Source organism: Acetobacterium sp. (assembly GCF_041752335.1).
Lineage (GTDB): Bacteria > Bacillota > Clostridia > Eubacteriales > Eubacteriaceae > Acetobacterium.
Genome location: NZ_JBGSHG010000013.1, coordinates 1 through 20,056, shown reverse-complemented (window position 1 = coordinate 20,056; position 20,056 = coordinate 1). Strand labels below are relative to the sequence as shown.

The following is a 20,056-nucleotide window of genomic DNA, read 5'->3' as shown; positions in this document are numbered from 1 at the left end:
TTGCTTTATGGATTAAAATCTATTTATGATAAATAGATTTTTTTTAAACCTCTAAATGGCGGGGATAAGAATAGTCCTTCTCCATGTTTAGAAAAGTATAGCCTTCTGCCTGCAGGGTCTCGATCACAATTGGCATCGCTTCCCGACTGGACTTTTTCAGTTCCGCATGAGATAAAACAACGGAAATATCATGTTCCCGACATCCTTCAATGATCATCTGAGCAATGACATCACTTGACGGCGGTTCGGCACAGCCATCGCCAGAGGAAACATTCCAGTCGCTGTAATTCCAGCCCCGGCTGACGATGCCCTGAGCACAGGCTTCATTGGAGTTCATCGAGCCCCCCGGGAAACGGAAGACATGGCTGGTTTCCGTTTGGCCGGTGATTGTTTTCTGGAATTGATCCAACTCGTCGACGTCGGCAAAAAAGGCTTCTGGGTTACTATAAAGACCGTAGTCGTGGCTGCTGGTATGATTGGCCAGGGTATGACCTTGATCCACAATCTGGCGATACATGGCTTTGGCGTTATCATTGTCGTGAAGAGTTGTAAAGAAGGTGCCTTTGGCATCATATTCATTGAGCATCTCAAGCACCGCGCCGGTATGCTCGCTAGGGCCATCGTCAAAGGTTAAAAAGACAACCTTGATTCCGGCAGTGTCGCCACTTCGCAGACGTGACTTTATCTCAGCCAAGGGATCCGTATCATCCGTTGGCGGTACGGGTTCAGCTTTAGTATTCTGGTTGGTTGTGGTGTTCATGGTTATGGGTTCGGATTTTGGAGCATTGGTTTCAGGCGAATTAACAGCAGCAGTCTGGCGGATTTCCCGCTGGGAATTGAAGGCAATCACCAGTTTGGATGTCAGTGTTACCATTCCGCCTAAGACAGAAAAAACGATAATCAGACTGATTGTAGAAAATAGAATAAAACGGGGTAAGTTTTTGATTCTTAATTTTGGTGTGGTTCTTTTTTTCATTTCTGCCTCAAATTTTCACAATTCAGGTCAACAGTCCTAGTATCACCCATACTGACCGGCCTAAGTCTGATTGTAGCAGAAAATCAGATGAATGTGCAAATAATTTCTTGTTTTTTTAAAAAAAATTTAGTATTTGTCAAGAGGTTGGATCAAGCCGCGAAAAATTTTCGGAATAAGGGGTGGCTGGCAGTTAACGGGATGACTAAAAACGGTTTCAGTAATCAGGATTGAATAAGAACAGGGTTGAATTTAAGCCAAGATTATGATAGCCTAGTTTTATTTGGAGGAGCAGGCTTATGGACATTAAATTAGTAATCAGTCAGATGGTAGAGCTGTTTTTGATTTTAGCATTAGGGTATATTGCCGCAAAGAAAAAGGTTGTCGGTCCCAAATTTGGATCACAGCTGTCAAATTTTATTTTAAGTATTACCCTGCCATGTATGATGCTGGCTTCGGTGGCAACCATGCCTGAAGATACCGATAATAATAATGTCTTGATGATGTTTATCATCGCCATTCTTTTTTATGTGGTGATGCCCTTCATTGCCTATTTTATTGCAAGAATACTGTTGGTGAAAAAAGAAGATCGTCATATGTATATGTATATGACGATCTGGTCCAACGTTGGTTTTATGGGTTTCCCGGTGATTGCATCAATTTTTGGAGAAGGCGCCATTTTTTATGCGACGATCTTTAATCTGATTTTCAACGTGAGCAACTTTACGCTTGGAATTATGCTGATGTCAAAGGAAGGAAGAAAAGCGCTGGATTTCAAAAAGTTTTTATCTCCGGGAATAGTGTCTTCAATCGCAGCGGTTATTATGTTTTCAATCCACCTTAAGTTGCCTGCGCTTCTTAATGACACGCTGAAAACCGTTGGCGATACCACTACCCCTCTGGCCATGGTTGTTATTGGCATCGCTTTGTCAGGCATTACGGTCAAAAGTGTTTTTACCGAGTTCAGACTTTATCCCTACGTAATTATCAAACAGATTCTGCTGCCTTTAATGGCCTGGGCGATTCTAAAAAATGTGATCGTAAACCCCTATTTACTGGGAATAGTGATTGTGATTATTGCCATGCCGGTGGCCACATCCTCGGTTCTTTTTGCCAATCGGTATGAAAACAATGTGGCCCTGGCCACAAAAGGTGTCTTTATTACGACTCTGGCTTCGGTTGTCACCATTCCAATGATCAGTTTTCTGCTGATGTGAGCGATCTTTTTCGATTTATGAAATAGTCTGCTTTGAAATGAATTTTGAATTTATTTAAATGGACGGGTTTCGGTTGTTATTTGAGAAAATAATATATTTATACGAAAAAATGTGCTAGAATAGTTAATAATTTAGTGGAGACTAAAAATTATTTTCACAGAAGCGGAGAAAATGATATGATTAAATTAACCGAAGTACTGGATCTGGCCAACCATAGCGGGTTTACGAGAGCAGCTGAACTTGACGTCGCTACCATTGATTTAAATCCGGCAGTCAGACAAATGTGTGCCGATAACAAGTGTCAGATTTATAATACTAACTGGGCATGTCCACCGGGCTGCGGGACATTGGATGAGTGCGGCGCAAAGGTTAAAAACTACAAATACGGTGTAATTGTTCAAACCACCGGCGAACTGGAAGACAGTTTTGATTTTGAAGGTATGGAAGATATCAAAGACAAACATAATGCCAGCTTTGATCGGTTGGTTGATACCTTATTTGACAAACAGGCAGATATGCTGCCATTGGGTGATGGTTGCTGCTCGCTTTGTGAAAAATGCAGCTATCCCGATGAAGCCTGTCGCTTTCCGGAAAAGGCATTCTCATCGATGGAAGCTTTTGGAATTCTAGTTAGTGATCTGTGTAAATTAAATAACCTGGAGTATTACTATGGACCTAATACCCTGACCTACGTTGGCTGTGTCTTATTTAACTAAATAGGCTGGGGTTGAAACGCGCCTCAAAGCACATGTCGGAAAGTTCATAAGCGCCCCCTCTCCTGATCGACTCAATAGTCAGTCGATCAGGAGAGGGGCGTTTTTTATTTGTAGGCAGGATGAACGAGCGGAGCATTTGCAAGAGTCCCAGGATCTTTGTAAATAGATGCGATTTCCTAATTAGTAAAAAGTATCTTTTTTATAAATAAGTGTTGACATAAACTTTAAATTGATTTAAAATTTGCTTAAGTCAAAGAAAGAAGAAATTATACGGATGAAAGAATTAGGTGAGAAGCGATGTTGAACGATATATGTAATCGCTGACATAACTAAAGAACTGGCAACGGCTCAGAAGCACTGATTAGTATGGAGATATAACTAGCCAAGCTCAGGACACTTTCATAATTACCCACAAAATTTGAGGAGGTATTAGAATGTTAACAAAAAGACAGAATTTGCTGGAAACCATAAAAGGTGGAAATCCCGATCGATTTGTAAAACAATATGAGTTTATGAATCTTATCATGGAAGCGCCCATGGGCGCAATGGTTGGCCCTGGTCAAACAATTAAAAATGGTTGGGGAATTACCTTTACCTGGCCAGAAGGTCAATTGGGCGGTTTTCCAATCCATGACGATGCGCATAAGGCTTTAAAGGATATTACTGACTGGAGAAATCAGGTTAAAGCACCTGCCGTGGAAACCTCAGATGAGGCGTGGGCAGCAGCGGTTGCCCACGCCAAGGCCGTTGATCGTAATGAAGAGTTTGTCACAGCCTTTGTGGCACCAGGAATCTTTGAAATGACCCATCATCTGATGAGTATGGAAGATGCGTTGATGGCCTTGTATGAAGAGCCGGAGGATATGCATGATCTGATTGACTATCTAGTTGAATATGAACTGGCTTATGCCAAGGAAATGATCAGCCGGCTTCATCCGGATTGTATTTTCCACCATGACGACTGGGGCAGTCAAATCAGCTCCTTCGTTTCGCCGGAAATGTTTGCCGAATTCTTTGTTCCAGCTTATAAAAAAATCTATGGCTTTTATAAGGATAATGGCGTTGAGCTGATCGTCCACCATAGTGATTCCTATGCTGCCAACCTGGTTCCAGCGATGATTGAAATGGGCATTGACATCTGGCAGGGTGTGATGACAACCAATAACGTCCCCGAACTGATTAAGAAATACGGCGGACAAATTTCTTTTATGGGCGATATTGACAGTGGCGTTGTTGATTTCCCGGGCTGGACGCCGGAAATCATTTTTGAAAAAACGAAGGAAGCCTGTGAACGTTGTGGTAAGCTTTACTTTATACCCGGGGCCAGCCATGGTTTGAACTTTGGCTGTTTCCCAGGTGTTTACGAATCAAATGATGAAGCGATTGATAAAATGAGCAGGCTGATGTTCTAATTCACTAAATTCATCCATCATTCAGTTGATATACAAAAAAATAAAACCGCTGGAAGCAAATTTCCAGCGGTTTGTTTTTTTGTTCAATTCTACTTGACGGTGGCAGTCGGATTGCTGTTTTCGATTTTAAGCGTAATTTCGGAAACCGTGAACAAATCGATATTTGACCATTAAACGGTGGTTCCAGCCGAGTCGGCAATCATCAGATCCCAGTATTGCTCTTCAACTTCTGTCGCAAAGACAATATCAGTAGAGCTTCCAGTCGGCAGGGTATCGGTTGTCAGGATAGGATAGATGGTCATCAATAATAAGTCTTGTCAGGTGGACCATTAATCTCTATAATAAATACCAATAAAAAGAATGCCGATACTGTAGCCACAGTGAAATGGTGATTAGAAACAAAATCGGTGATAATTATGATAAAAATAGTTTAAGAGGGAGTAACAAATGAGTTTTGAGTTGATCCAGGAAATTCCGTCGCCCAGTGAGATTTTTAAAATGATGCCGTTGTCGGAAGCCGGTAAAAAAATAAAAATCCAGCGGGACCAAATGATCAGAGATGTTTTTGAAGGAAAAGATGATCGTTTTATTTTAATTATCGGTCCCTGCTCTGCAGACAATGAGACTGCGGTCATTGATTATGTGAACCGATTAAGTATGATTCAAAAAGAAGTGGAAGATAAGATTATCATTATTCCGCGCATTTATACCAATAAACCGCGAACCACCGGTGAAGGCTATAAGGGGATGCTTCACCAGCCGGATGCCAACAAAAAAGCCAACATGGTTGAGGGGATTAAAGCCATTCGGCAATTGCATATCCGCTCCATTGAAGAAACGGGCTTATCCTGTGCTGATGAAATGCTGTATCCGGAAAATTATGCTTATCTGGAGGATCTGCTCAGCTATGTGGCCATTGGTGCCCGGTCGGTGGAAAACCAGAAACATCGTTTAACTGTTTCTGGTCTGGAAATCCCAGTGGGAATGAAAAATCCCACCAGTGGCGATATTACTGTAATGCTGAATTCCATTCAGGCGGCCCAGGCCGGTCATACCTTTATCTACCGGGGCTGGGAAGTGAAAACATCGGGAAATCCCCTGACCCATGCGATCATGCGCGGATCGGTCGATCAGCATGGCCGCAATTATCCAAATTATCATTATGAGGATATCATGCATCTGATTAAACTCTATGAAAAACGTGATTTTGCCTGTCCGGCGATCATTATCGACTTGAATCATGCCAATTCCAACAAGCGGTTTGGCGAGCAGCCGCGAATCGCCCGGGAAATTCTGCGCAATCGTCATTACGATGCTGACTTAAAAAAATATGTCAAGGGTTTAATGATTGAAAGTTATATTGAAGAAGGTAATCAGCCGGTTGACGGCGGGGTTTATGGAAAATCCATCACCGATTCCTGTTTGGGCTGGAAGGCATCAGAAGAACTGATTCGTACCATTGCCGAGAAAGTATAAAAGAAAGCTAAAAAAGCCGTTAGTCGCTTATCAATAAGCAATTGACGGCTTTTTTCTGTTGGAAATACAGTTGCAGCAGGGATTTAGCCAACTTGATGACTAAACAGAGAATCACGGGGTATTTAATATAGTAGCCCGATGGTTTGGAGGAGCGTTTAGTGTGTCCTTTTGAATGATTTAATGGGAGAAGAATATTTGTAGAAAGGGTTATGAAAGGATGAATCAAATAATCAGAAAAAAGATCGCTGCTGCGATGGGATTCATACGAAATCTGTTCAAAAGCCTGAAAATGCAAATCCTCAATATAAAAAATAATGGTGATGGTTACAGAGATCTCAATTATCTAAAAAACCATTTATTTTATGAGTTCTCATTTTATTTTATTCTATTGGGGCCCATCCTGTTCTTTTATGGTGCCTATTTATTTTATGAGGAAGGCAAATATGTGGTTGCGGCCATTGAGTTTGTGCTATATTTTCTATCAGTTTTCGTGCTGGTTAGTCGGAAAATCAATATCCGCATCAAAAAACTGTTTTTTCTGCTGACCGGATATTTTGCCAGTGTGCTGGTGCTTATTGTCGCCGGACCGATGGGGGCCGGAATGGTTTGTGTGACAGCGGTACTGGTTTTAACGGGATCGCTGCTGGACAAAAATTGGGTGCTAAAATTTATTACCTTTAATCTGTTTGCTTTTCTTGTTATGACAGTTTTGCTGGCCATTGGGTTTTTTAATGAATTCGCCATTGCTGATTATGGATCACGATGGTGGATCGTCGCCATCAGCAGCCAGGTGCTGGGGATTGGGTTGCTGTTTATTATCCAAAAGATCTATGACGGATTGGAGCAACAAGCAAAAATTATTGCCAATGCCAAAGATAATCTGGAAGTCAGTGAACAGAAATACCGTTATTTAAGTTATCATGATCACCTGACCGGGCTTAATAATCGGCTGTTCTGGGAGGAAGAGCAAAAACGGATTGACATTGGAGATCAGCTGCCCATCTCGGTGATTGTTGGCGACATTAATGGGATCAAACTGATGAATGATGCCTTTGGCCATGAAGCCGGGGATCGTATGATTATGGAGACGGCACAGATCATGAAAAACTACTGCCATGATGGTGAAATCATTGCCAGAACCGGCGGCGATGAATTCAGCATTCTAATGCCGCAAACGAACCGGGAAACAGCTTTAAAACGGATGGAAGAAATAAAGCAGTCGTTTATATGGTACAATCGCCGCATTTTAAATGAGGCATTTCATATCAATGTGGCTCTGGGCTCCGGCACCAAAGAAGAACCCCATGGCAATTTGAAGGAGACCATTAAAAAAGCTGAATTGTATATGAATCAGCGCAAGCTTCTGGAACAGCGAAGCTCCCACAGTGCCATTATCTCCTCGATCAAGGCAACGATGTTTGAGAAAAGCCATGAGACTGAGGAACATTCGGAACGGTTAGCGGCCTTATCCCGAATGGTTGGTGAAGCGCTGCATCTTTCGCAAATTGAACTGGATAATCTGGAGCTGCTGGCGACCCTACATGATATTGGCAAGGTGGGAATTGATGATCGTATCTTAGCGAAACCGGAAAAACTGACCGATGAGGAATGGATTGAAATGAAAAAGCATCCGGAAATCGGCTATCGGATTACGATGGCGTCTCCTGAGCTGGTATCAATTTCTGAGTATATTCTCAGCCATCATGAACATTGGGATGGCAGCGGTTACCCGAAAGGCCTGGCCGGAGCAGATATTCCGCTGCTGTCACGGATCATCGGCATTACCGATGCCTATGATGCCATGACCGAGAATCGGATTTATCAAAAAGCCACGGATCGCGAAAGCGCCTTAGCTGAAATTGAGAAAAATGCCGGATCTCAGTTTGATCCTGAGATCGTCGAATTGTTTGTCAGAATCATGAAAGAAACACCGGTGGTTGAGCTGGATTAAGGGACCAAATAGTGCAATGAAATAGCGACGGATAAAAATGCGGCTGGTTCCTGAATTAAGAGGAACCAGCCGCATCTTGACGGTTAAAAGAATCATATATACTTGAACAGCATCACTGTGAATTTACGAAATTAAAGCAATCAATGCTAAACTGATCGTTAGTCCAGAAACAGATTGACAATTAAAGTGAATTTATCCGGGTTTTGAAACATCAGACCATGTCCGGCTTCGGCAATTAAAACAAGTTTGGCGTTGGGCAGTTTACTGGCCAGATAGGCGGCATTTTCCGAGGGCAGAATTAAATCGTCTTTTCCGTCAATTACCAGAGTATCGTGCTGAAGAAAGGGGATGCGATTGCAGGAGCCCTCCCATTTATTGATGGCCTCAGCCTGTTTGAGGATCGAATTGGGATTCATTGATCCCAAAGAACGATGAAATATTTCCCGAATCCGATCCTGATTGCTTCTTATCCAGTCGGCCGGAAAAATCAGTCGTAACCATTCATAACCTTTTTCAGAAGGAAGTCCCAAGGTGTTTTCAAGTCGGGAAATCACCTTGGGTTCAGGCGGAAAAATCTCCGGATGGCAAAGTGAAGCGTAAAGAATCAATTTTTTTACCTTTTCGGGATGATTTAAGGCTAATTCCTGGGCTATTGACGCACCCATGGACCAGCCCAGAACATGAGCTCTTTCTATCTTTAAGGCAACCATTAATTCATAGGTGTCTTCCGCAAATTGTTCAATCGTAAAGTCCATATGACCAGAACTGGTTTCTCCCATACCGCGGTTATCAAACACGATCACCTTGTATTTTTTTGACAGGGAACGAAGGAATCGTTCCTCCCACAGGTTCATGGTACTGCCATAGCCCATAATTAAAAGCAGAGGATACCCTTCTCCGTAAATTCGGTAGCTCATATTAATGTCTTCAACTCTTACCATAACAACACCTCACTTTGTGAAACTGATGATCATATGTTTAATACCCACAAAAAGGGAATTTATCAGCAAATTAATATAAATATTCGAAAAAAGAAGATTTAAGCCAGTTTCAAGAATAGCATAATAAAGCCGGATTGCTTATTTACAAAAGAGTTACAAACGTTTACAGCGCGGCTATTTACTTATCGCAGAAACATGATAGAATATAATTGAATCAAGGATCAACCAATCCTTTTCCAATTAAGTGAAAGATCATTGAAAAGTAAATAAACACTTGGCTGAATGATAAAATCTGGGAGAAGATTATCCAATTATAAATAAAAACTCAGTGATAAACTTCGAGGATTTGATTTTATCGATCATAGACTCTACAATGGAAAATTATATTCAATAAAAATTAAGAAGTACATTGTTAATCACATGCTGATTTATTGGCGATCGGTATTCACATTATGATAATCATCAAAAGATGTGGACATAATAAAAATAATAGATCAAGAATAGGTAATCGATGTGAGAAGAGAAGATGATTTTCCATTAAAATTCAGAGAAATAAAAGGGAGAGATTTGGACGAAAGAACAGATTGTTCAGAAATTTATTTAATACTAAAAACCTTATTGTGCTAATGAGCAAGAAGGCTAAGCGAAAATAAAAAGTAAGATAATCCCCAAACAAGTGCAAGATTTACATTGGAAAAGTGAAGAAGATTTTTGAAAAAAAGAAAGGGGTGAATCCCAAGAAATGACAACTGAGATTGTAAGCTGAGGCCGATTCTACAGAAATATTTGTGGAATCGGCTTTCAGCGTTTTTTGTGTCCGGACTGGTATTCAATTTAAAAATTGAAAAGACGTGCTGAAAACATATGGAATTGAGGCCGCACTTTTGATATAATCTTTACTAAACCAGGGTTTGCATTATGACTGATGGGGTAATAAAAGACAATAAGCAAATTGAGATGGGGAGATTAGCATGATTGATTATCTTAAAAATGGTTTATTTAATATCAGATCCGATCAAATGGATGCGGATGCCATCCACGAAAGCATTGTCTCAGGCGTTAAGCTGAAGGGCGCCCCCCTGATTATCCTTTTCTGTGCCATTATTGTGGCTTCGGTTGGTTTAAACACCAATTCAACGGCGGTGATCATTGGGGCCATGCTGATATCACCTTTGATGAATCCGATTATTGCCATGGGTTATAGCCTCGCAACCTATGACGGGTTGTTGCTGCGAAATGCGGCCCTTAATTTTTTGATTCAGATTATCATTGCCCTGATTGGCGCTTCTATTTATTTTGCCCTGACCCCCATTCGCGAAGCAACCAGTGAATTAATTGCCAGAACGGGCCCCTCTTTTTTTGATATGCTGATTGCTTTTTTTGGCGGAACAGCAGGGATTATCGGGATAACCAGAAAAGAAAAAACCAATGTCATCCCCGGCGTGGCCATTGCCACAGCACTGATGCCGCCAATGTGCACCGTTGGTTATGGAATAGCCAATGGCAACCCCGATTATATTTTACCGGCCGCTTATTTATTTCTGATTAACGCTTTTTTTATCATGCTGGCAACCTTTGCCTTTTGTAAACTGCTGCAACTTAAACAAGCTGAGGTAGTTAAAGAGCGCTTCAACATGATGTTAAAGCGGGGCATCATTACCGGGATGATTCTGATTACCATTCCGGCAGCGGTTTCGGCCGTCTATGTGTCCATTGATTCGATATTGGAAAATAATTTGACCAGTAAGGTAGAGTCATTTGTGAATGCAGAAGTTAATTCTTCCACGGCCACCGCCATGAGAGCTACCATTGACCTGGATAGAAAGAATTTGCGACTGGACCTGATTGGGGAGGTTTATACGCCAGAGCAGATTGAGACGATGAAAGAAAATATGGCTGATCACGGATTGGAAGGTTATACCCTGGAAGTGGTTCAGGATATTAGGACCAGCCTATTCAATTATTTTGAAAATGTGAATAAAGCAGGGATTCTGGAAGGTGAGATTGTCATTGTGTGAAAAAATCCTGCAAACCCCGAACTGAAGGAGGAAGTATGAGTGATTTAAGATTTTGTCCCAAATGCGGGACGAAAATAGAGACGGGTGAAAAATTTTGTGGTAACTGCGGTTTTGATACCGAAGCCGTGGCGGATTTCGAGGAAACGATTCAACCGGAGGATCAGGTAAAATTTGTCGGAACTCCTGCGAATCCCCGATTTGTTGATGCGGGACCAATTCCGGAGTCCACGCCCCAAAATCAGGGGCAGAAGCAATCATCGCGGATGCCGATTATTATTATTTCAATCGTATTGGGAGCGATCATCTTAATCGGTGGTACGGCTTTCTGGTGGTTTAGTCAGGGACAGCATTTATTTGGCAAAGCCGGATCTTCGGTTGGGAGCCAAACGAATGGTGCTGTTTTAGACCTGCCAACTTACTCATTAAGTGAAGGATCCTATAGCACCGAGCAGCAAGTAGCAATCAGTAACCCGGCCGGCGAAGAGGTTCAGGTTTATTACACCATTGATGGTACTGACCCAACGGTTAAGTCAGCTAAATATGAGAACCCGATTGTATTGCAGACCAATACTACCCTCAAGAGCATCGCCATTGACAAGAATGGTAATCAGAGCGACATCAAAACAGCCACCTATAATATCGCGATTACCCAGCCGGCAACCACCCAACCCCAAACTACCCAACCCCAAACCACCACGACAACCCCAGCGGCTTCAACGAATGCCAATGAACGGGCCCAGTTTGAAAGTAATATTGCTGGTACCTGGAAGGTCCGGGATTCCAGCGGTTTTGTTTTGTATTATACCTTTAGCGGCGGAAGAGTCAATGTCACCGATGGCGGTAGCGACTATTTTGATGATGTCTATAGTTTTAACATTTCTCCGGGAAATAATGGCACCATCGGGACCGTTGATGCTGGAACTCACAGTTTTTCAATTGACTGTAATCCGTTGGGGGATAATGCCATTTATATTAACGGGTTGTATGCTTCCTATTATTAAAAAACAGCCATAAAAAATAAAACAGCCACCAGATCAGGTTTTGATCTGGTGGCTGTTTTGGTTTGATTACATAAAAGTAAACAATTGTCGGTACGGGGTTATTTTCTTTAATTAACTGCAGAATTACTTATCAAATAATTGTGGCAGGCTCGGGCTGCTTCCCGGCCTTCATTGATGGCCCAGACAACCAGGCTTTGGCCCCGACGGATGTCGCCGGCAGCAAAGATGTTGTCGACACTGGTCTGATAAACCCCATAATCGGCTTTAACATTAGAGCGGAGATCCCGTTCCAGACCTAATTGGTCAACTAACAGGTCATCCGGTCCCAGGAAGCCCATGGCCAGTAAAACCAGATCAGCGGGCAGCACTTTTTCTGTTCCGGGAATTTCTTTCATCGTCATCCGTCCACTTTCATCGGCCAGCCATTCAATTTCTACGGTATGGACCTCTTTGACATGACCGTCGGCATCACCGACGATTTTTTTAGTGGTGGTGCAGTATTGGCGGGGATCGCTGCCATAAAGGGCGACGGCTTCTTCTTGGCCGTAATCCAGCTTATAGGTTTTTGGCCATTCCGGCCAGGGATTATTCGGGGCCCGGGTTTCCGGGGGCTTTGGCATAATTTCCAATTGCAGCACGCTTTTACAGCCGTGACGGATCGAGGTGGCGACACAGTCGGTGCCGGTGTCGCCGCCGCCGATAATGACCACATGCTTGTCTTTAGCGGAAGTATAGTTGCCATCGGCCAGGTTGGAGTCTAACAGGCTTTTGGTATTGGCGGATAAAAAGTCGATCGCAAAATCCACCCCCTGAAGATTTCGGCCTTCCACCGGTAGATCCCGGGGTTTGGTGGCACCGCCGCATAAGACCACGGCGTCGAAATCGGCCTTTAAATCGGCAACGGCGTAGTCTTTACCGACTTCAGTGCTGGTGACAAAGTTAATGCCTTCGGCGCTCATCAGGTCAACCCGTCGCTGCACCACGTCAATCTTATCCAGCTTCATGTTGGGGATTCCGTACATCAGCAGTCCGCCAATTCGGTCAGCCCGCTCATAGACGGTGACCTGATGGCCAGCTCTGTTAAGCTCGGCAGCACAGGCCAGTCCGGCGGGGCCGGAGCCGACGACGGCGATTTTTTTATCGGTCCGGTTTTTCGGTGGTTTGGGGGTAATCCAGCCTTCTTTGAAAGCATGATCGATGATCGTACATTCATTGGTCTTAATGGTTACCTGCGGTTCGTTCAGTCCCACGGTGCAGGCCCCTTCACAGGGAGCCGGGCAAACCCGGCCAGTGAATTCGGGGAAATTATTGGTGTTAAGCAGTCGGATCAGGGCCTCTTTCCACAAACCCTTGTAAATCATATCGTTCCATTCAGGAATCAAATTATGAAGCGGGCAGCCGGAGGCACCGCCGGCAATCATGATGCCGGAGTGGCAGTAAGGCACGCCGCAATCCATACAGCGGGCGCCCTGAAGGCGCTGTTTTTCTTCGGTCAGCTCTAAATGAAACTCCTGCCAGTCGTTGATCCGTGTTAGAGGTTCCCGATCTTGGGGTAGTTCCCGTTTATATTCTAAAAATCCTGTTGATTTTCCCATAATTGTTTACCTCCTCTCTAATTTCCGCTTACCCGGGACAAATCCCGGTTATTTTCATTAAAAGCTGCCATTAAGGCTTCGTCGCCGGTTAGACCCTGAGCCTTGACCCGCTCCATCGCATCCAGCATCCGTTTATAATCGCGGGGTAAAACCTTAGTAAATTGTTGCGCATAGTGATCAAAGTCATCCAGAATTTTCTGCGCCAGGGAACTGTTGGTATAATCACGATGTTTAGCAATTAAAGCTTTAAGCTCTGCCAGTTCAGCGGCGTCGGTGATCTTAACCAGATCGACCATTTCGGCATTGCAGGATTCACAGAAGTTTTCATCCAGGTCCAGCACATAGGCAGTCCCGCCAGACATTCCGGCCGCAAAGTTACGGCCGGTTTTACCCAGGATAACAACCTTGCCGCCAGTCATGTATTCACAACCATGATCGCCGACGGATTCAACCACTGCCGTTACGCCACTGTTGCGGACACAGAACCGTTCGCCGGCAGCCCCACGGATATAGGCCTCGCCTTCGGTGGCGCCGTAAAAGGCCACATTTCCAACGATGATGTTATCTTCCGGAACAAAGGTAGCTTCTTTGGGTGGGTAGATTACCATTTTTCCCCCGGATAAGCCTTTGCCGAAATAATCGTTGGCATCGCCTTCCAGTTTAATGGTCATGCCTTTTGGCATAAAGGCACCCAGACTTTGTCCGGAAGAGCCTTTCAGGTTAATCGTAATGGTATCTTCAGGCAGTCCTGCTTCACCGTAGCGTTTGGAAACTTCATTTCCGATAATCGTACCGACAACCCGGTTAACGTTTTTAATTGGGGTGGTAATTTCGACTTTTTCAGCTTTTTCCAAGGCTGGTTTACACTGATCCAGCAGCACCGTTAAGTCCAATGATTTTTCGATATTATGGTTTTGTTCCATCTGGCAGTATAAACCGCCGCCTTCGGGAACTTCGGGTTGATAGAAAATACTGGAGAAGTCCAGTCCCTTTGTTTTCCAGTGATCGATGGCCTGGTTCATTTCCAGCTTATCGGAACGGCCGACCATTTCATCGATGGTTCTAAAACCTAGTTCCGCCATGATTTCACGGAGTTCCTGAGCAATGAATTTCATAAAATTAACCACGTGTCCGGGATCACCGGTGAAGCGCTTACGCAGTTCAGGGTTTTGTGTCGCCACCCCAACCGAACAGGTATCCAGATGACAGACCCGCATCATCACACAGCCAAGGATGACCAGCGGAGCCGTGGCAAAGCCATATTCTTCGGCACCCAACAGGGTAGCCACTGCTAAATCCTTACCGGTTAACAGTTTACCGTCGGTTTCTACTTTGACCCGGGTTCGTAAATTATTCAGTACCAGCGTCTGGTGGGTTTCAGCCAGACCCAGCTCCCAGGGCAGCCCCGCATGACGGATACTGGTTCGTGGCGATGCCCCGGTACCGCCGTCATAACCGCTGATCAGAATGATATCAGCCTTAGCTTTAGCCACACCAGCAGCGATGGTACCGACGCCCACTTCGGAAACCAGTTTGACATTGATCTGGGCTTCCCGGTTGGCATTTTTCAAGTCATGAATCAGTTCCGCCAAATCTTCAATCGAATAAATATCATGGTGAGGGGGCGGTGAAATCAGACCAACACCCGGGGTGGAGTAACGGGTCTTGGCAATCCAGGGGTAAACCTTACGTCCCGGCAGCTGGCCGCCTTCACCTGGTTTTGCGCCCTGGGCCATCTTGATCTGAATTTCCTGGGCGCTGGACAGGTAATGGCTGGTGACCCCAAAACGTCCAGATGCCACCTGTTTGATGGCGCTGAGACGGGAATCGCCATTATGCAAGGGGATATGTCGTTCGGGATCCTCGCCGCCTTCACCGGTATTGCTCTTGCCGCCAATGCGGTTCATGGCAATGGCCAGACTTTCGTGAGCCTCACTGCTGATCGAACCGTAGGACATCGCCCCGGTTTTAAAGCGGGTACAGATGCTTTCCACCGATTCAACCTCATCAATGGCGATGGGCTGAAGATCTTTAAAGGTCATCATCCCTCTTAAGGTACAGGTGCGCTGACTTTGTTCATTGATCAAAGCAGTATATTCCTGGTAGGTTTTATAATCACCGTTGCGGCAGGCGGTCTGCAATTTATAAACGGCTACCGGATTATAGGTATGGTATTCGCCATCGGCCCGCCATTGGAAATTTCCGCCGGAGTCCAGGGCGTTGGCATCGGCAAAGGGATTGATATAGGCTTCGTCATGACGCATCTGCGATTCCCGGGCAATCTCATTGATACCGATCCCTTCGATTCGGGAAGGGGTTCGGGTAAAATATTTGTCGATAACATCGGAGTTAATGCCGACTGCCTCAAAAATCTGGGCGCCATGATAGCTTAAAATCGTTGAAATTCCCATTTTGGAAAGCACCTTGATAACACCCTTGCTGACGGTTTTGATATAGGTTTTAACGGCTTTTTCATAGGCAACATCGGTTAACAGCCCGCGATCAATTAAATCGGCGACACTTTCAAAAGCCAGATAAGGATTGATGGCCGTGGCACCATAACCGATCAGGACGGCAAAATGATGAACCTCGCGTGGTTCGCCGGATTCCACAATCAGGCTGACCCGGGTTCGGGTCAAATTATTGATTAAATGATGATGGAGGCCGGCAATCGCCAGCGCCGAGGGAATCGGCACCATCTTGTCGTTCACGCCGCGATCGGAAAGAACGATAATTGTATGGCCGGCAGCAATGGCTTGATCAGCGGCAACAAAAAGATCGTCCATGGCTTTTTCCAGACCATCGCCACCGGTATGGCTTTCAAATAAGGTGGACAGGGTGATGGTTTTGATCCGCGGATCATCGAGTTCCCGGATTTTTTCCAGATCTTCATTACTGAGAATCGGCATAGCCAGACTGATCTGATGACAGCTTTCTGGCAATGGATTAATCAGGTTGCCTTCGCCGCCAAGATAAACCTCGGTGCCGGTGATCAGTTCTTCCCGGAGGGCATCAATGGGGGGATTGGTGACCTGAGCAAACATCTGTTTGAAGTAATTAAACAGCACCTGGGATTTATCCGATAATACCGCCAGGGGAATATCATTACCCATCGCGCCAATCGGATCGACACCGTCCTTGGCCATAGGGATGATTAGCGCATTTAAATCTTCGTAGGTGTAACCAAAGGTTTTCTGACGCTGTATCAGGGTTTCCTGATCAGTGACATATTTTGTCTGGGGTTCCGGTAAGCTGTCAATGGAAATATTGTGTTCTTCCAGCCATTGTGCATAAGGTTCCTGAGAAGCAACCGAGTATTTGAGATCTTCGTCATTGATGATTTTGCCTTTTTCGGTATCGATCATCAGCATCCGACCTGGTTTTAATCGTTCCTTACAGAGAATGTTTTCGGGAGGTATATCTAAAACGCCAACTTCAGAGGACAAGATAACCATGTCGTCTTTGGTCACATAGTAACGGGAAGGCCGCAGACCGTTGCGGTCAAGCACCGCCCCCAGTCGAATCCCATCAGTGAAAGCGATGGCAGCAGGGCCATCCCAGGGTTCCAGCATGCGGGAATGATAATTATAGAAGGCTTTTTTCTCCGGGCTCATGGTGGTATGTTTGGACCAGGGCTCCGGGATCATCATCATCGCGCTATGGGCCAGGGAACGTCCGGTTAGACTTAAAAATTCGAAGGCGTTGTCAAAAATGGACGAGTCACTGCCGTCCACATCAACCACCGGAAAGGTTTTTTCCAGTTCATTGCCAAAGAGTTCGCTTTGGAGCAGGGACTGACGGGCATACATCCAGTTGACGTTGCCGCGGAGGGTATTGATTTCGCCATTATGGATCACATAGCGGTTGGGATGGGCTCTTTCCCAGCTGGGGAAGGTGTTGGTACTGAAACGGGAATGGACCATGGCAATGGCAGTGGTGACATCGGGATCCTGCAAATCCAGATAGAACTGGCCAACCTGATCTTCGGTCAGCATTCCTTTGTAAACAAGGGTGCGTGAAGAAAAGCTGGCAGCGTAAAAAGAAAGTCCGGCTTTTTTAGTTTTCTTTTCGGCCTGTTTTCGAATGGTATACAGCTTCCGCTCGAAATTCATGGCATCGGTAATGGCCGGATTTTTTTGGATAAATACCTGTTTGAGAAAAGGCATGCTGGCAACGGCGGTTTTTCCCAGATCGCAGAGATCGACCGGAACATCACGCCAGCCCAACAGGGTTTGCCCTTCGGCGATGATGACATCTTCCAGGATTTGTTCGCATTGGCTTCTTTCGTTGGCATCGGTGGGCATAAATAACATCCCCAAACCGTAGTCCCCGGGTTGGGGTAGGGTAAACCCTTCTTTAATGGAAGCTTTTTCCATAAACTGGTGGGGGATCTGGATCAGAATCCCGGCGCCGTCACCGGTGTTTTGTTCGGAGCCTCGTCCACCACGGTGTTGTAAATTAACAAGTGTTGTTAAAGCCTGCTTGACAATATCGTGGGATTTCTTTCCTTTGATATGGACAATCGCTCCAATACCACAGGCGTCATGTTCAAAAGTGGGATCATAGAGTCCCTGCTTTGGTGGTAAATTAGTGTGTTTCATACGCATTTTAACCTTCCTCAGAAAAATCTTTTTTGTAATGAACAGAATACTATTGTCCCATTTGGAATTCAACAATTTTTATTCATGTTTAACGAGTAATTTTTTGTATCTGACTATACCATAGAGATAAATTAAAGTATAATAAACTTTAAAAAAATACGGGAATGTGCCGAATTTTACAAGATGAGATACGGTTTTATAATTATACTATAAAGCTAGATAATTATCACAAAAATTTCACTATAAAAATCCGGATCGCACCAGTTTTTTTATTATGTATTTAGTAATCAAAAGCAATTTGTGTTTCTAAATGGCGCTCACTTGTTTGCGAAAACCGCACAGTTAAGGCCTGTATTCGGTTGCACGAAGCGTTGCCCGGATGTCAACGCTTGATAATCAGTCGGCTAATGTTTTTTTAAGATTGTGGTGATAAAAATAGCTCTATCTTCAATTAGTACCGGATGGGGTCCTAATTGAGATAGAGCTTGAGTTATTTATTGAGGTAAATAATTTTTTTTTTACCTTAAAAGCGTGGGAATTTAATTTTGTAGTTTAGCTTGAGTTAGATCAGTAAATACGGTATGGAGATGTCTATTGTTAAAACATTTCCGTGCTGAGTTGGTCAATCACCTCGCTAGTTGCTTCATAAACCCCTGGGAATGAGCTGATATTGAGACCCTGACTTAAACAAGGAATAAAATAAAGCTTACCGCATTCTTCGCAGGCTTTTTTCGTATCCTCATAGATTTTTTCCCGGGTCCAGCCGGGGAAATCAACCCGGCCGCTGTCCACATCGCCCATAAAGGTAATTTTTTCACCATAGTTTTTAATCAATTCGGGTACATTATTGGTAGTCATTACACCCTGCCAGATATCGACACCCATTTCGATCATTTCAGGAACCAGCGTTGCCGCATAGGAGTCGCTGTGATGGACAATCAGTTCAACGCCATTGGCTTTCCAGTAGCCATAGACTTTCTTGTAGGCAGGTAGAATAAACTCGTCAAACATCGCCGGTGAGATAAAGGTCGAAATTTGGCTGCCCCAATCGTCATGATGAAACAATGCATCGGGATGAATGTGTTCGATGTATTCTTTGGCATAAGCCAGTTCATACTCAACCACATAATCGATCAGTTCTTTCATCGCTTCAGGTTCTTCATAGAGCGCCATCAGTGAATCTTCCATACTCATCAGATGATGAGTCATTTCAAAAATGCCAGGAGCACAAAATGCGGTAACAAATTTATCATTACGGTCGACCGACTTAGAATGGGCAATTGCTGGAGCCCATTCTTCATCGGTATAGAAAACGGAGGGAGCTTTAACTTGATTTTTCCAATCGGTAATGTCTTTGAGCGCCTTGTGTTCATCATCGTGCATCGGAAAAGAACCGATTTGATCGGCAGGCCAATCGAAGGTTATGCCCCATTTATTTTTGATGCGGGTGCCAGGAGCGGGTGCCAGCGGAAGATCCATTGGAGCTTCTAAGATTATTTCCATAAATTCATACTGATTGACAAATCGATCGGGATTTCCGCCTTTGATGACTTCCATTAAATTCTGCCTTTTTGTTAACATGATAATACCTCCTAAAATTTTGGTGTGCTTATTAAAAACAATTTGCGCTTTGATTTCTAGATTGGGTTGATATTATAGGGGAAAAATGTAAATTTAGGCGGATGCCAATTCTTTAGCTTTAACCGCGGCACTGCCGGCGTCTGGAGCGTATCCGTCGGCGCCAACTTCGGCGGCGTATTCTGGGGTTACCGGGGCCCCGCCAACAATGACTTTGACATCCGGGCAAGCGGCTTTAACGGTTGCGACTGCTTCTTTCATAGCTGGCATGGTGGTAGTCAGCAGACCGGAACAGGCTACCAGTTTAACGTTTTTATTATCTTTAACTGCCTGGACAAAGGTATCGGCGGGAACATCCACGCCCAGGTCAACCATATCAAAGCCGGCGCTTTCGATCATCATCGAAACCAGGTTTTTCCCGATGTCGTGAAGATCCCCCGCCACCGTACCAATGACGCAGGTTCCCAATGAGGCGGAACCGTCACCGGCCATCAGTGGTTTTAAAACTTCTACGCCTTTTGACATGGCTTTGGCAGCGATCAGCATTTCCGGAACAAAAATTTCTCCGGATGAGAAT

General features: G+C 44.5%; 14 protein-coding genes. 7 read left to right on the top strand and 7 right to left on the bottom strand.

What is annotated here, in order from left to right:
* Window positions 1-43: 43 nt before the first annotated feature.
* The gene (locus ACEW8F_RS02450; protein WP_373481886.1) at window positions 44-976 is read right to left on the bottom strand and encodes a polysaccharide deacetylase family protein; all 933 of its coding nucleotides are present in this window, start codon (window positions 974-976) and stop codon (window positions 44-46) included.
* 296 nt (window positions 977-1,272) lie between these two features.
* Here ACEW8F_RS02450 and ACEW8F_RS02445 point away from each other — a divergent pair, with 296 nt between their 5' ends.
* The 3 genes from ACEW8F_RS02445 (at window position 1,273) to ACEW8F_RS02435 (ending at window position 4,318) form a co-directional block, all read left to right on the top strand.
* Window positions 1,273-2,190, top strand: a complete 918-nt coding sequence (locus tag ACEW8F_RS02445; RefSeq protein WP_373481885.1) for an AEC family transporter — start codon at window positions 1,273-1,275, stop codon at window positions 2,188-2,190.
* A 176-nt stretch (window positions 2,191-2,366) separates the two neighbouring features.
* On the top strand, window positions 2,367-2,906 hold the full coding sequence (locus tag ACEW8F_RS02440) for a DUF2284 domain-containing protein (RefSeq protein ID WP_373481884.1): 540 nt from the start codon (window positions 2,367-2,369) through the stop codon (window positions 2,904-2,906).
* 434 nt (window positions 2,907-3,340) lie between these two features.
* On the top strand, window positions 3,341-4,318 hold the full coding sequence (locus ACEW8F_RS02435; RefSeq protein ID WP_373481883.1) for a uroporphyrinogen decarboxylase family protein: 978 nt from the start codon (window positions 3,341-3,343) through the stop codon (window positions 4,316-4,318).
* A gap of 170 nt (window positions 4,319-4,488) precedes the next feature.
* Here the strand turns inward: ACEW8F_RS02435 and ACEW8F_RS02430 are convergent, their stop codons facing one another.
* Window positions 4,489-4,620 carry a hypothetical protein gene (locus ACEW8F_RS02430; RefSeq protein ID WP_373481882.1) on the bottom strand — a complete coding sequence of 44 codons (132 nt, stop codon included), beginning with the start codon at window positions 4,618-4,620 and terminating at the stop codon, window positions 4,489-4,491.
* Between the two features lie 145 nt (window positions 4,621-4,765).
* On the opposite strand from ACEW8F_RS02430, the gene ACEW8F_RS02425 reads away from it, so the two are divergent.
* On the top strand, window positions 4,766-5,794 hold the full coding sequence (locus tag ACEW8F_RS02425; protein ID WP_373481881.1) for a 3-deoxy-7-phosphoheptulonate synthase: 1,029 nt from the start codon (window positions 4,766-4,768) through the stop codon (window positions 5,792-5,794).
* Window positions 5,795-6,011: 217 nt separating this feature from the next.
* Window positions 6,012-7,745 carry an HD domain-containing phosphohydrolase gene (locus ACEW8F_RS02420; RefSeq protein ID WP_373481880.1) on the top strand — a complete coding sequence of 578 codons (1,734 nt, stop codon included), beginning with the start codon at window positions 6,012-6,014 and terminating at the stop codon, window positions 7,743-7,745.
* Between the two features lie 158 nt (window positions 7,746-7,903).
* Here ACEW8F_RS02420 and ACEW8F_RS02415 read toward each other — a convergent pair whose 3' ends face one another.
* A complete protein-coding gene (locus ACEW8F_RS02415; RefSeq protein WP_373481879.1) occupies window positions 7,904-8,686 on the bottom strand; it encodes an alpha/beta fold hydrolase in 783 nt (260 codons plus the stop codon).
* A gap of 971 nt (window positions 8,687-9,657) precedes the next feature.
* Between ACEW8F_RS02415 and ACEW8F_RS02410 the strand changes: the two genes are divergently transcribed.
* Window positions 9,658-10,704, top strand: a complete 1,047-nt coding sequence (locus tag ACEW8F_RS02410; protein WP_373481878.1) for a DUF389 domain-containing protein — start codon at window positions 9,658-9,660, stop codon at window positions 10,702-10,704.
* Window positions 10,705-10,739: 35 nt separating this feature from the next.
* Window positions 10,740-11,705, top strand: a complete 966-nt coding sequence (locus ACEW8F_RS02405; protein WP_373481877.1) for a chitobiase/beta-hexosaminidase C-terminal domain-containing protein — start codon at window positions 10,740-10,742, stop codon at window positions 11,703-11,705.
* A 107-nt stretch (window positions 11,706-11,812) separates the two neighbouring features.
* Here ACEW8F_RS02405 and ACEW8F_RS02400 read toward each other — a convergent pair whose 3' ends face one another.
* The 4 genes from ACEW8F_RS02400 to ACEW8F_RS02385 form a co-directional block, all read right to left on the bottom strand.
* Window positions 11,813-13,300 carry a glutamate synthase subunit beta gene (locus ACEW8F_RS02400; protein WP_373481876.1) on the bottom strand — a complete coding sequence of 496 codons (1,488 nt, stop codon included), beginning with the start codon at window positions 13,298-13,300 and terminating at the stop codon, window positions 11,813-11,815.
* Between the two features lie 17 nt (window positions 13,301-13,317).
* The gene (gene gltB / locus ACEW8F_RS02395; RefSeq protein WP_373481909.1) at window positions 13,318-17,901 is read right to left on the bottom strand and encodes a glutamate synthase large subunit; all 4,584 of its coding nucleotides are present in this window, start codon (window positions 17,899-17,901) and stop codon (window positions 13,318-13,320) included.
* Window positions 17,902-18,498: 597 nt separating this feature from the next.
* Complete coding sequence (locus ACEW8F_RS02390; RefSeq protein WP_373481875.1) at window positions 18,499-19,482, bottom strand: uroporphyrinogen decarboxylase family protein; 984 nt, start codon at window positions 19,480-19,482, stop codon at window positions 18,499-18,501.
* Window positions 19,483-19,575: 93 nt separating this feature from the next.
* Window positions 19,576-20,056: cobalamin-dependent protein (locus ACEW8F_RS02385; protein WP_373481874.1), on the bottom strand; the 481-nt coding region annotated here is incomplete at its 5' end.

Bases quoted from the DNA above. Each gene is read 5' to 3' on its own strand.
- ACEW8F_RS02450 (WP_373481886.1), bottom strand. From the start codon at position 976: ATGAAAAAAAGAACCACACCAAAATTAAGAATCAAAAACTTACCCCGT.
- ACEW8F_RS02445 (WP_373481885.1), top strand. From the start codon at position 1,273: ATGGACATTAAATTAGTAATCAGTCAGATGGTAGAGCTGTTTTTGATT.
- ACEW8F_RS02440 (WP_373481884.1), top strand. From the start codon at position 2,367: ATGATTAAATTAACCGAAGTACTGGATCTGGCCAACCATAGCGGGTTT.
- ACEW8F_RS02435 (WP_373481883.1), top strand. From the start codon at position 3,341: ATGTTAACAAAAAGACAGAATTTGCTGGAAACCATAAAAGGTGGAAAT.
- ACEW8F_RS02430 (WP_373481882.1), bottom strand. From the start codon at position 4,620: ATGACCATCTATCCTATCCTGACAACCGATACCCTGCCGACTGGAAGC.
- ACEW8F_RS02425 (WP_373481881.1), top strand. From the start codon at position 4,766: ATGAGTTTTGAGTTGATCCAGGAAATTCCGTCGCCCAGTGAGATTTTT.
- ACEW8F_RS02420 (WP_373481880.1), top strand. From the start codon at position 6,012: ATGAATCAAATAATCAGAAAAAAGATCGCTGCTGCGATGGGATTCATA.
- ACEW8F_RS02415 (WP_373481879.1), bottom strand. From the start codon at position 8,686: ATGGTAAGAGTTGAAGACATTAATATGAGCTACCGAATTTACGGAGAA.
- ACEW8F_RS02410 (WP_373481878.1), top strand. From the start codon at position 9,658: ATGATTGATTATCTTAAAAATGGTTTATTTAATATCAGATCCGATCAA.
- ACEW8F_RS02405 (WP_373481877.1), top strand. From the start codon at position 10,740: ATGAGTGATTTAAGATTTTGTCCCAAATGCGGGACGAAAATAGAGACG.
- ACEW8F_RS02400 (WP_373481876.1), bottom strand. From the start codon at position 13,300: ATGGGAAAATCAACAGGATTTTTAGAATATAAACGGGAACTACCCCAA.
- gltB (WP_373481909.1), bottom strand. From the start codon at position 17,901: ATGAAACACACTAATTTACCACCAAAGCAGGGACTCTATGATCCCACT.
- ACEW8F_RS02390 (WP_373481875.1), bottom strand. From the start codon at position 19,482: ATGTTAACAAAAAGGCAGAATTTAATGGAAGTCATCAAAGGCGGAAAT.